Annotated in this window: 11 protein-coding genes; 6 read left to right on the top strand and 5 right to left on the bottom strand. The window is 41.0% G+C overall.

Annotated features, from left to right (window positions below):
- Positions 1-152: 152 nt before the first annotated feature.
- The 3 genes from ABH09_RS06665 to ABH09_RS06655 are packed head-to-tail and all read right to left on the bottom strand — an operon-like array spanning position 153 to position 2,599.
- Positions 153-692, bottom strand: coding sequence for an ATP-binding protein (locus ABH09_RS06665; RefSeq protein WP_162663564.1), 540 nt, complete (start codon positions 690-692; stop codon positions 153-155).
- A 14-nt stretch (positions 693-706) separates the two neighbouring features.
- Positions 707-1,051 carry an STAS domain-containing protein gene (locus ABH09_RS06660; RefSeq protein ID WP_162663563.1) on the bottom strand — a complete coding sequence of 115 codons (345 nt, stop codon included), beginning with the start codon at positions 1,049-1,051 and terminating at the stop codon, positions 707-709.
- 18 nt (positions 1,052-1,069) lie between these two features.
- On the bottom strand, positions 1,070-2,599 hold the full coding sequence (locus ABH09_RS06655; protein WP_253713809.1) for a PP2C family protein-serine/threonine phosphatase: 1,530 nt from the start codon (positions 2,597-2,599) through the stop codon (positions 1,070-1,072).
- A 372-nt stretch (positions 2,600-2,971) separates the two neighbouring features.
- On the opposite strand from ABH09_RS06655, the gene ftsH reads away from it, so the two are divergent.
- From ftsH to ispH, 5 genes are all read left to right on the top strand, one after another.
- The gene (gene ftsH, locus ABH09_RS06650; RefSeq protein WP_371922102.1) at positions 2,972-5,065 is read left to right on the top strand and encodes an ATP-dependent zinc metalloprotease FtsH; all 2,094 of its coding nucleotides are present in this window, start codon (positions 2,972-2,974) and stop codon (positions 5,063-5,065) included.
- Positions 5,066-5,214: 149 nt separating this feature from the next.
- Complete coding sequence (locus tag ABH09_RS06645; protein ID WP_162663561.1) at positions 5,215-7,155, top strand: alpha-amylase/4-alpha-glucanotransferase domain-containing protein; 1,941 nt, start codon at positions 5,215-5,217, stop codon at positions 7,153-7,155.
- 24 nt (positions 7,156-7,179) lie between these two features.
- On the top strand, positions 7,180-8,259 hold the full coding sequence (locus ABH09_RS06640) for a 3-dehydroquinate synthase (protein WP_253713808.1): 1,080 nt from the start codon (positions 7,180-7,182) through the stop codon (positions 8,257-8,259).
- Positions 8,256-9,440: a cysteine desulfurase family protein gene (locus ABH09_RS06635; RefSeq protein WP_253713807.1), complete on the top strand. Its 1,185-nt coding sequence runs from the start codon at positions 8,256-8,258 to the stop codon at positions 9,438-9,440. Before ABH09_RS06640 ends, ABH09_RS06635 begins: the two co-directional genes overlap by 4 nt.
- 42 nt (positions 9,441-9,482) lie before the next feature.
- A complete protein-coding gene (ispH, locus tag ABH09_RS06630; RefSeq protein ID WP_253713806.1) occupies positions 9,483-10,394 on the top strand; it encodes a 4-hydroxy-3-methylbut-2-enyl diphosphate reductase in 912 nt (303 codons plus the stop codon).
- A gap of 97 nt (positions 10,395-10,491) precedes the next feature.
- On the opposite strand, the gene ABH09_RS06625 is transcribed toward ispH, so the two are convergent.
- Positions 10,492-12,567 (bottom strand): adenylate/guanylate cyclase domain-containing protein, encoded by a 2,076-nt coding sequence (locus ABH09_RS06625; RefSeq protein ID WP_253713805.1) that lies wholly within the window; start codon positions 12,565-12,567, stop codon positions 10,492-10,494.
- Positions 12,564-14,444 (bottom strand): adenylate/guanylate cyclase domain-containing protein, encoded by a 1,881-nt coding sequence (locus ABH09_RS06620; protein WP_162663556.1) that lies wholly within the window; start codon positions 14,442-14,444, stop codon positions 12,564-12,566. The genes ABH09_RS06625 and ABH09_RS06620 overlap by 4 nt, the downstream gene beginning before the upstream one ends.
- Positions 14,445-14,651: 207 nt before the next feature.
- On the opposite strand from ABH09_RS06620, the gene ABH09_RS06615 reads away from it, so the two are divergent.
- Positions 14,652-15,686: a hypothetical protein gene (locus ABH09_RS06615; RefSeq protein ID WP_253713804.1), complete on the top strand. Its 1,035-nt coding sequence runs from the start codon at positions 14,652-14,654 to the stop codon at positions 15,684-15,686.
- The last annotated feature ends 84 nt before the right edge of the window (positions 15,687-15,770 follow it).

Here is a 15,770-nt window from a genome sequence, read left to right as displayed (position 1 = left end):
ATTTTAAACATCGCATCTAAATCTAAGGAAACTGTCCAAAAACTGTTACGCAATCCGCTTTAGCGGATATGACAAATCATTTCCTTACAGGAAAAGCCGATAGGCTTTCAGTTTTTGGACAGCCCCTGGTAAACAGGCTTTTCAATACTGCACTATTCTATTGCAATACCGTGGCGTTTTTTAGGGTATTGCTTCAGCATCGCGATCGAGTTACGCTTATCGCCGAATACAAAACCGCCATTCCAATACTCCAGTGCTGCAAACAACGCGTTTCCGCCGTCATTATCATCGCTCTGAGCCGTTCTAAAAGAAACATAATCACCAAGATTGGTAAAATCCTGCTTATGGAGGCATTCAAGCCGTTTCCGGTTAAATTCATTCCATTTCTCTATATCTTTGAAGCCGGAGCCTTCATCTTCGACGATGAGGTGTGCGTGTTCGGGGCTGAATTCATACCATACCTTTACTTTCTTTTTAGGATCACATTTATTTCCATGCTTTACAGCATTTTTGATGATCTCACTGATTTGCTGCTCAAGTAGGTTAATTCCTTTGATTTCCAACGGAGCTGACTGAACAATCAAAAGGGTAAAATAGCGAATTTGTCGGAAATCCGAAGGAAATTCTTTATACAGCATACCGGTCTTATCAAATAACGGGTCTTTTCCGTCAACGCGTAATTCTTTGATCATATTGTAACGTTCTCCTATTGACTATCGGCTAATTTTTGTAGAGCCTCTTCCAGGCTATTGGTAATTGGGAAAAAGCCCATCAGTTTTGTTAATTCGATGACTTTCTTTACCGAACCATGAATATTAGTAATGTATAACTTTAAGTTTTTCTTTTTTAAGGTTGAACAGATATAAATCAACGCTCCGATACCGGAAGAATCGATATATTCCACTTCTTCAAGATTGAGTACAATGCATTGAATCTGACGTTCAAGCATCTTTGCAATTAATTCCTTCAGTTTATACGAATTGTATAAATCCATCTCGCCGCTTACATCGATAATGTATACATCCTTATTTTTTCGGATTTTCAGTTCCATACTCTGTCCTCCTTAACTCTATTTTACTTTAATAATCATCACCGTCTGATCATCATGAGGTGATGTTTTCCCGATAAAAGTCCTTATTTGCTTGTTAATTTTCTCGGTAATTGCCTTTGCAGATAATGAAGCGTTCGCAACCAAAATCTCAGCAAGAGCTTTTAATCCGAACGGTTCTCCACGTTCATTGAGCGTTTCTATAACACCGTCGGTAAATAAAACGGCGATATCTCCTTTTTCAACCGGAATCTTTTTGCAGGTATAAACTGACTTACTATCCACACCGATAGGATCCGATTTTTGTTCAAGCCGGATTAATTTCTTTGTCAAAGCTTTCCACAGGAGAAGAGACTGCGTTCCGGCGTTTACATATTCAATGCTTTTCTCTGCAGGAATATACGTCAATAACGATATACTTGCATAGTGGTCAATCGATATTTTCCCGGTAATACCCTTATTTAAAATATCGAGGATATTCTGAGTATTCTGAGCCGTATTGGTGATAAGATAAAGCAATGAGCGAATCATTACCATAACGATACAGGCGTGAATGCTTTTCCCGGCGACATCGGCAATAATACAGAAAAGTCGATCCCTCTGACTCTGGATGATATCATAATAATCACTGCAAACGCCTCGTGCTTGATTAAAAAGTACGGAAAAATTCAAATCGGTAGTATCGATAAGCTTTTTAGGCAGTAATATTTTCTGAATACGACTTGCAATATCGGTTTCATTTTCAATTGTGTTTAATTCCGTCTCGTCTTGCAAATCGTATATCAATTTAAGCGCTGCCGTTGCATAGCTGGCCAATATTTCACCGATCTGTAGGTCTGACTCGGTAAACGGTGCATGATTGGCACTTCTTGACAAAGAAATCAATCCTTCGACCGTATCCCGATATACCATTGGAAGGGTAAGTAATGATCCAGGCATGAGAAACGGCTCTTCTCCATTGATAACAATTCTGCTATCTTCTTGTGCGTGTGGAATTAGGATCGATTGTGCTGAACGGGCTACTTCACCAAAAAATGAATTATTAAGTGGGAACTCCGCATATCTAAAATTAGTAGCAACTTGATCTTGTTGGTGCGGTACATCATCAGGCAACTTATACGGCGGCGGATAAGTTCCACTATACGCCTTAACACTGAGCACGTCTTCAAATTCGCCGATGGTAAGGATAACACCCCCATCCGCAAAGAGCTGTTCGATCATAATTTTATTGATAAAACCGAGGATGCCAGCCGTATCGGTTTGTTGCCGTATCGCTTCGGCAGCTTTTATTAAGAAGGTATTACCGACAGGCAGCAACTCTTTAGCTCTCATAGCGGTTTCATCGGGGCGTTGCGCCTTAATCAGCTCTTCTTGTACCAACTCCATCTGTGTTTTGAGAGCCATATATTCCCGTCGATAGACTGCATCGTTTGACGCAATAACTACTAATAGGATAAAACAGAGGGCACCGAGTGCTAACGAAGCGAACGGGAAGGAAATATATCTGAAAAAGCCGGCTGCTGCTATAGACAAGAGCATAATTACTGCCAATATAATATTATATAACTGTGTCGATTGTATACTTTTTCTATTCTTTATAGCTCTTATTACAAAAAATAAGCTGCATACTATGCTTATAGCAAGGAACACCGTTGCGGCAGAAACCGTTTTCATGGGGGCAATTCTATCATCTATTACCGGTATCGTCAATTATAAAATGTCTACATTATAAAATGTCTACAACCTTCATTATTCTATGAACGTATATTGCAAAAAATTTGATCGGTTGCTATGACTTTTCGAATAGCCGGCTTGTCTATATTGTTTTTTTTGAGTATGTTATGCCTTATAAATAGGGAACCCCACTACCTTCACCGGAGTTTTGAGCGGAATCCTAGAGTAAAAGATGAGGCAATGGCAGTTATGAATCAGAATGATGATAAGAACAAAAAGGATCCGAATGAACAAGATCCCTTTAATTTTTTCAAATTAAGCCCCGAACCGTCCAATAACAATAATAATAAGGATCAAAAGAAACCTCGATTACCTTTTATCGCGATTATTGCGGGCGTGTTTATAATTCTACTGATTGTAAACCAGTTCTTGATGAAGCAAGATGCGAATATTATTCCTTTTTCGGAGTTTAAAGATCGTGTTGCGTCAGGCGAAATCGTTAAAGTCATTATGGGACCGACATATTTTATCGGACAAACGAAAACGCAAGCGAGTAGTGAACAAACACGAAGCAAGTTGCCGTTTTTATCTGCGGATGCGGGAGATGCCTATCAAACGGTCGGAATATATTCGGAATCTTTTTTACAACTGCTGGATGAACATAATGTCATTTATTTAGTACGTCCTAAAGAAAATAACTTTCTCGTTGACTTTTTGGTACAATGGATACTGCCATTCGGTTTTATCTTCCTTCTTTGGCATTTTGTTATGAAGCGCTTTACCTCGAATCTCGGCGGTCTCGGCGGCAGTATTTTTTCCGGCGGGCAGGCTCGGTCGGCGGCCGTTGAGGAAGGAAAAGTTACCACTCGTTTCAGTGATGTCGCGGGTGTTGACGAGGCAAAAGAAGAACTGGTTGAAGTTGTAGACTTTTTAAAATACCCTCAAAAATATACCGAAATAGGCGGTAAGATTCCGCGCGGCGTTTTGTTGGTCGGCCCGCCCGGAACCGGTAAAACCCTGCTTGCACGTGCCGTTGCAGGGGAATCGGGGGTTCCATTCTTTCGGATTAGCGGCTCAGACTTTGTAGAGATGTTTGTCGGTGTCGGTGCCTCCCGTGTACGTGATCTCTTTAAACAAGCGCGGGAAAAAGCTCCCTGTATCATTTTTATCGATGAGCTTGATGCCATCGGTAAGTCCCGTTTAAATTCCATTCATTCAAACGACGAGCGGGAGCAAACGCTCAACCAGCTGCTCGTAGAGATGGACGGATTCGATAATAGTACAGGGCTTATTTTGCTGGCGGCAACTAACCGGCCTGATGTTCTTGACCCTGCGTTGCTTCGTCCCGGACGGTTTGACCGGCAGGTAGCAGTGGACCGCCCCGATATGAAAGGGCGAGAACAGATACTCAAGATACATGCAAAGAATGTTAAACTTGCAAGCGGAATTGATCTTAGTGATACGGCACGGATTACAAGCGGCTTTTCTGGCGCTGATCTTGCAAATGTGATTAACGAGGCGGCTTTGCTCGCAGTACGTGGCGGCCGTAAAGAAGTTGCCGCGGAAGATCTCAATGAGGCAGTAGAAAAGGCTATTGCCGGTTTACAAAAAAAGAGTAGGGTGATAAAAGAAAAAGAACGTCAAATTGTTGCTTACCACGAAACCGGACACGCTATAACCGCTGCTTTTACTGACGGAGCAGATAAGGTACATAAGGTTTCTATTATACCGCGTGGTATCGCAGCACTTGGCTATACCTTGAACATCCCCGAAGAAGATCGTTTCCTGAGTACTGAAAAGGAACTGCTTGCAGAGGTTGACTGTCTCCTTGGCGGACGGGCTGCCGAATTTGTACAGTTTGGGGTTGTCTCAACCGGCGCCTCAAGCGATCTGTCGCGTGCTACTGATATTATCCGCAGTATGATAACCGATTACGGTATGAGTGATCGGTTTAAAAACGTTGCTCTTTCAAAGCGGGGTAGCGGATACGGCGCAGGCGATCCTCAGCTGGTACGTGAATACTCTGAAACTACACAGCAATATATCGATGAAGAAATTGCCCGCGTTATGGAAGAGCGGTATACCGTAGTTGTAAATCGATTAAAAGAAAAAAAGACGCTGCTTGAGTATATTGCTCAGCGTTTGCTTGAAAAAGAAACGATCGATAAACAGGAGTTTGACGATATCATTAAGGCCGAGTCTCAGTTACCGCAACAGCCCATCTCCGAAACATCGAAAATTATACCTGTTTCATCAGATATGTCCGGTGAGCAAGAGCAACTTTACAAAGCGGGCATGTCTAGTGCTGCTGATAGCTCGGATTCATCCACTCCTCAGCAATAATCAGTGACATTCAAAATACTTATCGTGTATCTCTAAAAGCTCATCGAGTTTTTAGAGATACCAATATCTAAAAATGTAACGGAATTTTATACTTCCATAATTACTGAAAATAGTATACAATAACTATTGTTTTAGTAAGGATGATTCCCGTGGATACCTCAAAAAAAAATGTGCATTTATGCTTTTGTGTACAGCTCTCTATCTCCTATTTACAGCAAATTGATAAAAATGATAATGCTTCGCTGTATAAAACTTTTTTTTCCGGTATTCAAGCTGAGGAAAAGCTGCCTCTGACAATTTTTGCAACGGGCAGCTTTTTAGAATGGCAAAAAGGGAAGCGTCAAGCCTATACGATGTTGCTCAACAGTATGCTTTCCCGTAAACAAATTGAGCTTCTGGGCGGCGGGTATTATCAGCCTTATCTGTCTTTATTACCCGCTTCCGATGTCATCGGTCAAATTGAAATGATGACTGCTGCTATCCGTACCCATTTCGGAAAACGGCCTCGAGGTCTTTTTTTAACCGCTTCCGCATGGACACCGTCATTAATTACTCCGTTTATTCGGTGCGGTATGGAATATTGTCTTCTCGATTATCGTCTGTTTCCTCAAAATAGAGAACAGAATAGTCAAAATACTTATTTTTCTCCTACAATTGTTGAAGATAAAGGAAAAACAATAACCGTATTTCCGTATATTCCCGATGATCCTGATTTCATAAACCGTACACCGCAAGAATTTTATGATAAATTAGCGGCTACAGCCTCCTCTACCGACGAATCTATGTATCTTCTTTTCCTACCGGTTAAAGCCTATATAAAATGCCTTGAAAAAAATAAAGACGGGCTAAACTGGTTTTCTTCCTTTGTGGAGCTGTGTAATCAACCTGAATCGGTCATACGGCTTACCCATACGGCTGAATTGATGAAACGGCGGCAACCTCACCCACCCATGTACATTGCGCCAAATACGATTCTCTGTGATACCCCGACAGGACATGCAACAAAACACGCCATTACGATACAGCGTGATGCCTTTAAAATTTATTCCAAAATGATGTATGTGAATATGTTGGCAAACGGTATGAAAGGCGATAAGGCGCGTAAAAAATATGCCTTACAAGAACTATGGAAAGCGCAAAATGCAGAGCTTTTCGCGCTGGAACCTTGTATTTCCGAATACCATAACGAATTACGCCGAATTGCCTACCGAAAACTGCTTGTTGCCGAAAAGCAAACGCGGCTTCCGGGCATATTTACCGAAGGTCTCACCCGCTATGATATCGATATGGACGGTTTTAAAGAAGTCCTATCGCAACGTTCTCCTCTAAATATGTATGTGCATCATCACGGCGGAAAGATTTTTGAATGTGACGTGTTTTCAGCCTATAAAAACTATTCCGATATGCCGTTGGAGCATTCAGGGATGTTTATCGACTACCTTTTATCGGAAGCAGCTTTACAGCGTCTCAAAAACGGACAACTCGAAGCGCTTACAGCTGTGTTTTCCGATAATACATATCAGGAAACCGAAATTAATACAATCCGTTCTGAGCTGAAGCTGTCTACTGCAAGTTTATTTGATGCCGGCATTGAACAGCCGGTTTCACTGCGTAAGCAATATACTTTTTTTTCCGAAGGAACGCAGGTTCAATACATTTTAAAGAACGATAGCCCTTTTAATCTTTCCGCTTATTTTATTGTTGAAATCGATATTGCATTAGAAGAAACTGATTCCGTCATGCCTTCCCTATCACTGTATGATTGCGAAGAAAACCAAAAAAAAGAGCGCAGTATCACTACCGATGTATTTAATAAGGTTTCATGGATACAGCTCGAAGACCCCGAAGGAAAGATTCAGTTTACAATGGAAGCAAATGAGGTGCCGGGTCTCATTGTTATTCCCGTTTACGGCATCTGCAAAAGGGAGACGGAAGCCGTTGAACAGATGATACGTGGCGTACGGATGTTTTTTTATTGGAAAACCGATTTAAATCCGAATTACGAAACTGAAAAAATGCTCTTTTTAAAAATAAAAAATAGAAAAATATCGCGAACGACACCCACTGCAACAGCGGTACGCGCCGATTAAATTTGTCGGCTACAACAGACGCCTATGAAATTATTACCGCAATCATTTTCATTTTCTACGCCGCACGGGACTACACAGGTATGGTACTCAGATACCATCCGGCTCCCTCAACTTTCGGAAAAAAAGGGGAGGGTAGACGCATTGTATGTATGCGACGAGCATACGCTCCCGCTCTTACGACAAGCTGAATATTTTTCCATGCAAGTACCGCTGGTAGTACTACCGGCAGGGGATGAAGCAAAAAACTTAGACTCCCTTACTCTTATTGCCGAGAAAGCTGCAGAATACGAACTTGACCGGCATGCCTGTTTTATCGCATTCGGCGGCGGCGTAGTATGCGACATAACCGCCCTTGCCGCTTCGCTCTATATGCGCGGCATACAGTGTATTCTGGTGCCGACAACCGTACTCGCGATGGCGGATGCAAGCATCGGCGGAAAAACAGCAGTGAATCTTTCCGGTTATAAAAATCTTATCGGCACATTTTACGCCGCTTCATCGATTCACCTCTGTTTTCCGGTGCTCCGTTCCTTGCCCGAGGCCGAATATCGTTCGGGGCTTGCTGAAATACTGAAAACTGCCGTCCTCTACGATACCGAACTGTATCAGATGTTTTTAACACAGCATGATGAAATTATCGGTAGAGATAAGGCCTGTATCTCTACGATGATACGCCGCGCTGCGGAGGCTAAGGCGCAAGTTGTCGAGCGGGACTTTACCGAACAAGGAGAACGCGCTTTCTTAAATTTCGGACACACCTTCGCCCATGCTCTTGAAAGTTTAGCTCATTTTTCCATACCACATGGAGATGCCGTCGCATGGGGTATGTCTCGCGCTTTAGCGGTAGGACTTCGTCTACAGCTTACCGATAAAAACTACGCCAACTCCCTCACGGCAATTCTTAGCTGTTACGGCTGGTGTACAACACCTGTCTACTTTAGTATACTATCTAATACAGATTCTTTTGCAGACGCTATTATTGCGCGCATGAAAAAAGATAAAAAGAACCGAGGTGGGATGATTCGACTTGTTCTTCAAGAGAATATTCTCAAAACACAGGTACGTGAAGTCGATACTTCTATAATACGGGAGGTACTGATATGATTTATCTGGATTGGGCGGCATCGGCAATGCCATACACCGATGAGATTGAAGCTGCTTATCGTGAGGCGACAGCAGTGTTCGCAAATCCTTCAGCACAGCACCGCTTCGGAAAAGAGGCACGGAATATGCTGGAAAAAGCCCGCAGCCGCTGCGCCGCAGTGCTCGGTGTTCCCGCAGAAACGCTTTATTTTACCTCCGGCGCTTCCGAATCAAACAGTCTCGTACTCCTTTCATTATTAACCCGTCCGGCAACCGGCAGTCTTGTTATCAGCAATATCGAACACCCGTCGGTACGGGAACAAGCCGCTGTATTGGAGCACTGCGGCTGGACGATTTTAAAAGCTCCTTCCGATAAGAGCGGCTGCATTACCCCCGATGCAGTATTGCATACCCTGCGGGAAGATACCGTGTTGGTTGCAATTATGGGCGTTAACAACGAGATTGGATCTGTGCAGCCGGTTCGAGATATTGCACAAGCTCTCAAAGCACATACAGCCGGAAAAAGACCCGTTCATTTCCATGTTGATATGGTACAATCGATCGGAAAATTACCGGTCGCGGAGCTTGGACTTGCCGATGTGCATTCCGCTTCGATGAGCGCCCATAAGATCGGCGGGCCGCGCGGTATCGGCCTTTTATACTTAAAACAACCCTTAAACTCCGGTATCCGCGGCGGCTCACAGGAGCGCAACATTCGACCCGGGACGGAAAACCTTGCCGGTGCTTGTGCGCTTGCCCGCTGTCTTGAAAAAACATATACGGATTTTCAGCAAAAATTTGAGCGGGCAGGGGAGTTGTCTCGATTCCTCATCGGAGCGTTATGCCGAATCCCCGAATGTTCGATTATCCCTTCCGCAAGAATACCAGTCGAAATATCGAATGCCGCAGTACCGGATAACATCAAGTGTGCCCATGCATTTTCACCGTGGATTATACAAGCGAGCTTTAAGAATGTTCCGGCAGAAATCATGACACGATGCCTTTCCGATCGCGATATCTTTGTATCGGCCGGTTCAGCATGTTCTTCAAAGACAAAAGTTCGGCCGATACTGGCAGCTCTTTCCGTTAGTCCCGAAATCGCACAAAATGCTATACGTATTTCCATCGGACACAGCACGGAAAAAAGTGATTTGGAACAATTCGTTGCAGCTGTGAGAGAAATCGTTACAGATTTTAATTAACGGTATTTTTAATTAACGGTATTATGGTAAAAAAGGTGTAAAATGATGAAGCTCGACGATATACCGCATCCGCAAGAACAGCATCGACAGGTGAAGCGTGCAAAAGTACTTGGTTACTGTATGGGAGTACGAAGGGCGGTTGAGGCGGTATATCGCGCTCTTGCCAAGTATCCTGACAAAACGGTTTATACGTATGGCCCACTCATTCACAATCCGGTAACGATACGGCTTTTAGAAGCGAAGGGGGTGCGTATCGTAAACCCCGATGAGGAGCTGAAATCTCAGATTACTCCCGACTCACCGATTATTATCAGAGCACACGGTATCGCTCCGAAAAAACGGCAAGAATTGATAGACTGTGGCGCAATCATTATCGATGCAACCTGCCCGCGTGTCATTGCAAGCCAACTGAGGGCTGCACAGTATTCAAAAAAAGGTTATACGGTTATCCTCGCCGGGGATAAAAACCATGGAGAACTAATCGGAATTAAAGGATATGCTTTGTCAGTTCCAAATGGTAAGTGTATTACCGTGCAGACGGCTGCAGAAGCGGAAAAACTGCAATATGATGGAGCGCCTACCGTTCTGATTGCCCAAACCACCATTAAACGGGAAGAATACTGCGCAATTGCCGAAATCCTTAATAGTAAAATTCCAAACCTTACCGTTTTGGAAACTATTTGTCCGGCGACCGACGAACGGCAGGATGCGCTCATGGAGCTCGTAGAAGAAGTTGATGCAATACTCGTTATCGGCGGCGGTAATTCCGCCAATACCCGCCGTCTTTTGCAAACTGCCATCGACAGCAGTAAACCTGCATGGCTTGCCGAATCCGCCGATGATATTCCTCAGGATGTGTATCAGTACGGAACAATCGGCCTTGCTGCCGGCGCTTCAACTCCTGACAGTAGCATTGATGCGATCGAAAAACGACTACTAGACAAACCTCTATAAAACGCTATATAATAAATAGTTGAAGTATGCTATCAATAATGAGCGTTCTGTCTACTAAAATGTTTATCTTAAAGTATAAAGTCGTTATGTCAATACTCTAAGAATTATCCGACAACATCCCTATTATCAATCTTTGATAATAGAGTGCTAACGGATCATCAGAAAATATTTCCAGCGATTGTGTAAGATATGTTTGGGCTCGGGCGTAATCTCTTTCTTTGATGGATTTAAGCGCTTTTTCAATACGGGATGCTGTCTGTCGTTTTTTATTTTGTATATCAGGCATATCACAATCGTAAACTTCATAAAGTACGCTTTGCTCCGCTTCTCCGATAATCGGCGATTCTTGAATACACCGTATGTGAAAATCTTCTGGTCGCTTAAGTGATCGGAAAATCGATTCAGAAATAATAATTGTATTGGAATATATCTTTGTCGCGGCTTGCAATTCTTCTGCTGTATAACAAGTATTTGAAATAACAACGCTGTCTAATCGGCTATCATTTCCGATGACACCTAAGAGTATTCTCCCTGTATCAATCCCGATACCTGCCCTAATTTTAATAGATTGGAGATTCTTTAGCTGTATACACTTTTCCTGTAATTTCTTCTGGATTTCAATTCCGCATAATACTGCTGTATCGGAATTTTCGGGAAACAATGCAGTAAAACCGTCACCAAGGAACTTCATAATCACCCCGCCGTACTGCCGGATAATAGGAGCTACCAAAGCAAAATAGTTATTAAGCAATATAAAAACTTCGTCAGGACTCAGTTGTTCCGATATACTGGTAAAAGATCGGATATCAATTGAAAGAACAGTCATCGACAATTCCGAGAAATCTCCGGTATTTATCTCAGTAATACTGGTTTTCTGAAGAAACATCAATAATTGATTAGGGAAAAAACGACGCAATGCTGTTTGGATCCTTTTCAGTTCCTCTACCAGCTGTTCAATCTGGTGTATTGCTTCTGCATATCCGTCGATGCTCATAATGACGGCAATAATAATTGCGACCATTGCGCCTTCTTGCAAGAGTAATTTACCCGAAACAATCCATTGGCTTACCAGTGTATCATACAGCGCAAAGCCGGCAAGTATACATAATACAATAGCAATCCATATTGCAGACTTCTCCCTTTTAACCAGTGCACGAATAATGATTACCGCGTCGTAAATGGCAGCAATAAATACAAGCGCCTGTTGCATATATAAATAACGGGATACGAGAAGCGTTGGTGCAATAACGATAAAGGTAGTTGATAATAGGCAAATTACAATAATACTTTGATAAACAGATGTATACCGGATATTTAAAATCTTATTAATAAATATTGTGAAAAACAATGCCGTTAATGGCATGGAAGAATAACGCAAAATAAAATACAACTTCCATGGAATTGCAGGCCAAATATAAGCAAGAATATGCGGATAGAATACACTAATTCGAATACTAATCGTTATAGCAGCAAATGCAAACCATAATATATAGGGTATTTTTTTATAATTTAAGTGCAGTATGATAAAAAAGATACTAAACAGCAACAGTACGGTAGATGCAATATTATAAAATAAAAGATTGAATACAAAAGATCGATTTAACATTTCAGCGGAACCAAGGATAATTGATTGATCTGTTCCCCCATATCGATTATGAAAATTAGATATATTTATGATAATATCGGCAGTACCGTTCTTTAGTGGCTTGAAAGTTGCAATGCTGATCGTTTTCCCCGGTATCTCCGTCCGCGCAGATACACCGGGTTGCCCTTGCCCTGCCCTATCAATACCGTTAATAACAATGGTACAACTTGAGAGAATATGACTCAATTGAAGCGCATATACCTTATTAGGGTTAAGCCCGACAATACGTAATCCGTATGAGGCATAACCAAAGTCGGTTTTCAGCGCGGTTTCGCTGAGCCTACCTGGTAACGGTGCATATAACGGCCGCGTATTATCTTTAAAATAATAGAACTGATTAGGAGTAAAATACCATTGGCCTCTAATATTAAACACATCTTGATCATTATGCACTGGCAATGTTAACAGCCCATGCTGTACCGTTACTGTATATTCTCGAAGATTCTGTATTGGTTTCTCTCTACTAATAAATGTTATCATAAGGATCATACAAAAAAAAGGAAAAGCGCCTACAAGTATCTTTTTCATAGTAAATTGACCTCATAAACATTTATTAAATTTCTTTTACCGTGGAATTTTATTTTTCCGTAATAAAAGCAGGTATGTGTACGCCAATAACTTTCAAGAAGCTGTTCTCTAACGGTTTCACTGATAATGATATTAACATTCTTTTCAGTCGCATAACTATACATTCGAGAAGAAATATTCACCACATCGGAAATAACTGTTGTATCCATTCGCTCCGGTTCCCCGATAGTCCCCATCATTAATTTCCCATAATGAATTCCTGAAGAGATGTGAAGCGGCGGTAAGGATTGCTCCTGCCTATGTATATTAATTTTTTTAATGAGCTGTGTAATCTCAATAATACAATCCACCGTGTCTTCTGCAGTGCCGTAAAAAAGAACCATTAATCCATCTGTTAAATACTTATCAATGAATCCGTTATATTTTTTAATAATAGGATTAGCTGCTTGGATAACGGTATTATATAAAATCAACAGTTCTTCACGCGCACTGCTTGATGAAAGTTTTGCTTTAATACCAAGATGGATAAAGGCAATAAACATATTTTTATGAATATTATCACCAAGTGAAATATCCGTAACATTTTTCTTATTCAAAAATTGTAAAAATTCATTTGGAAAGAATCGTTGAAAAGATATATTTGTCTTTTGGATCGATTCGATCATCTGCTCTTGTGTCTTAAAAGCTGCAGAAAAATGCCGAATGACAATAAATGCCATCGGAATCATCAGCAGTAATACTCCAAAATGAGAAATAAACGGGGCATTAATAAGACCGTTCGAAATTAAACCGTCAAATATTGCTGCGCTGATGAATAATAAAAATGAAATTAAAAATGTTAACGCAAATGGTTTTCGTTTAATTAATGCATAAGCAACCACTATACATGCAATCACCGAAAGAAATAAGATATAAAGTTGTACAATAAGTAATATTCCGACGAATACCGGTATTGGAGTGATGAGTGTTATTAAACCATACAAGATCAATGGAATAGTTAAAAAATAAAAAACTTTGGGCGGTTTTTTGATGAACAGATTAAGAATAAAGAGAAATGTAAATACAGCACAAAACGGAAAGGTGAAGTATCCGAGTCGATACATAATATTCGTCGATACGTTCGGAAAGAAATCTCTTAACAAAAAGTCATTGTAACAAAGTGTCCTAATGGCAAAGCTATAGCAAAGCAATCCAAAGAGGCCTGCAGTGGTTTCTCTCCTATAAAACAGAAATAAAGAAATAAAGAAAGTAGCCATACTGAATAAGATAGAAAATATGCCGGAGGAAACAAGCTTATCCAATACTATTTTTGTTTGTAATGTTGAATAAAGGCCAAAAAGAAAAGGTGTTTCAACCCCCGGATTTCTATCATGAAAATTCGATAAATGAACAACAATGGTTGCTTCGGTTTCATTATTAAGCGGCAAGATAACCGTATCAGCGTGCCAATCAAATATTTCTTCTTTAAAATTTTTTCCGGGCGTTCCAGATGTATAGAATAGGTTACCATTCAGATATACCGTAAAAGCTGACGATGTACGAGTAAAATGGATCGCATATACCTTTTGAGGCTCAAAACCGCGGATTCTTACTGCATACGAAGCATATCCTTGTACCGGTTGTGGAGGTGTATATGTTGTCCAGCCGAATTCGATCGGCTGAAAATGTGTATATATCTCAAGCGGCATAATCGGAGAAACAAACTCTTTTTCCGCATATGCCCATGAACCTTTTAACGAATAAACTATATCTTTATCAATATCCGAAATATCATAAATACCATTTGAAACATACAATTGCTCGACCTTTGTACAAGACATGGTATAAAGACTTAGCGCAAATAGTATAATAATGGACGCTATACCTTTAATTTTCACAATTAATTAATCCTTTAATTCTTGACACTGTCGTATTCTAAGTACAGCAACTTTATTAAATTTCCTCAATTTACTATATAAATGAGGTTATGTCTAGGATAATTCTTAAAGTGCTATTAAAGTGTTCAGTATGAGGGCATTAAAGAGTTTTATTAGTTATGATGACGGCTAAACAAAATACAAGCTATATGATATACTATCGTTGCTGTGAGATATATTAAATACCTTTATATCATTTTATTTTTTATTCTTTCGCTCCCCTGCCCTGCTCAGTCGCTTGCCGGTATTTGGGAAAATTCGGAACGTTTTATTGAATATATCGGGAAGGCAGACGAAGCTGCAGAAGATACATTGCGGATAGTTCTCAAGACTCATTATCGCTTTGTGTATGAGGATATGGGTAGCTACCCCGTCAAGGTAAAACAAGAAGATCGAAGGAATATTTATTCACTGAATATCCGTTACCAGGGATTCAGAACTCCGATAACAACAAGCGTATGGGTGTATGATAACGGATTATTTTCCTCATTTTATAAAAAGAGACCTTATAAGCTTGTTACCGATAGACGAGAAAGCCTCTCTTCTTCTGTGTCTGCAGAAACGGATACCCATTTGCAACCGGTACTTACACCGGAAACAGCGATTTTGGATGGTTTTTGGGTTGAACAGGGGTTCCGAAACGGCATCTTGATATATCAGCAAGCGGCTCCTGCTTTTTTTGATGCCTTTTTCTTTAATGGGACACAGTATATCAAATTTCGCTATTGGATAGGCGATTTTGAGTACAAAGAAAAATATGCAGGGTTTGCATTCGATGACGGATTACAAGTAACCGTACCAAAGTTTATCCGGCAATATGATGCCATATACAGCTGCGTAACCGATAACGGGTCTAGGCTTAAAAACTATGAAAAAGGCGCCGTATCGATCAGCAATGGCAAAAATGGTATGCGCCAGCTGACGCTTATACCACAGGGGGGCGGACCGGGAACTTATGCAATTGGGGATGTGTATCCGAATCAAAAATATCCGAAGGTACAATCGCTCCCGTTATATTATAGTGAAACGGATACCGCCTTTGCATTTGGCGAGCCTTTTTTAATCCGATCATCAATTTCAGACTTGCAGGGAGAAATAAAACGGCATAATAGTCTCAAACGGCCACCGCCTGAACCGCTCCTTAAAGCCGATGAACTTGACTTTTATTGGGAGCGGATTAAGGAAATACGCAAACAAAACTAAAATTATAACGCTTAACATCAGATGATGTTTAATTCTTTAATTATGAAATGCAGCATTGACTGAACAAGTCTTTTTATACTATAC

Source organism: Treponema sp. OMZ 803 (assembly GCF_024181165.1).
Classification (GTDB): Bacteria; Spirochaetota; Spirochaetia; order Treponematales; family Treponemataceae; genus Treponema.
The sequence above is the reverse complement of the archived record's forward strand: the minus strand, read 5'-3'. Positions and strand labels throughout refer to the sequence as shown.

Coding starts and splice junctions, on each gene's coding strand:
- ABH09_RS06665 (WP_162663564.1), bottom strand. CDS start 692: ATGATCAAAGAATTACGCGTTGACGGAAAAGACCCGTTATTTGATAAG.
- ABH09_RS06660 (WP_162663563.1), bottom strand. CDS start 1,051: ATGGAACTGAAAATCCGAAAAAATAAGGATGTATACATTATCGATGTA.
- ftsH (WP_371922102.1), top strand. CDS start 2,972: ATGAATCAGAATGATGATAAGAACAAAAAGGATCCGAATGAACAAGAT.
- ABH09_RS06640 (WP_253713808.1), top strand. CDS start 7,180: ATGAAATTATTACCGCAATCATTTTCATTTTCTACGCCGCACGGGACT.
- ABH09_RS06635 (WP_253713807.1), top strand. CDS start 8,256: ATGATTTATCTGGATTGGGCGGCATCGGCAATGCCATACACCGATGAG.
- ispH (WP_253713806.1), top strand. CDS start 9,483: ATGATGAAGCTCGACGATATACCGCATCCGCAAGAACAGCATCGACAG.
- ABH09_RS06625 (WP_253713805.1), bottom strand. CDS start 12,567: ATGAAAAAGATACTTGTAGGCGCTTTTCCTTTTTTTTGTATGATCCTT.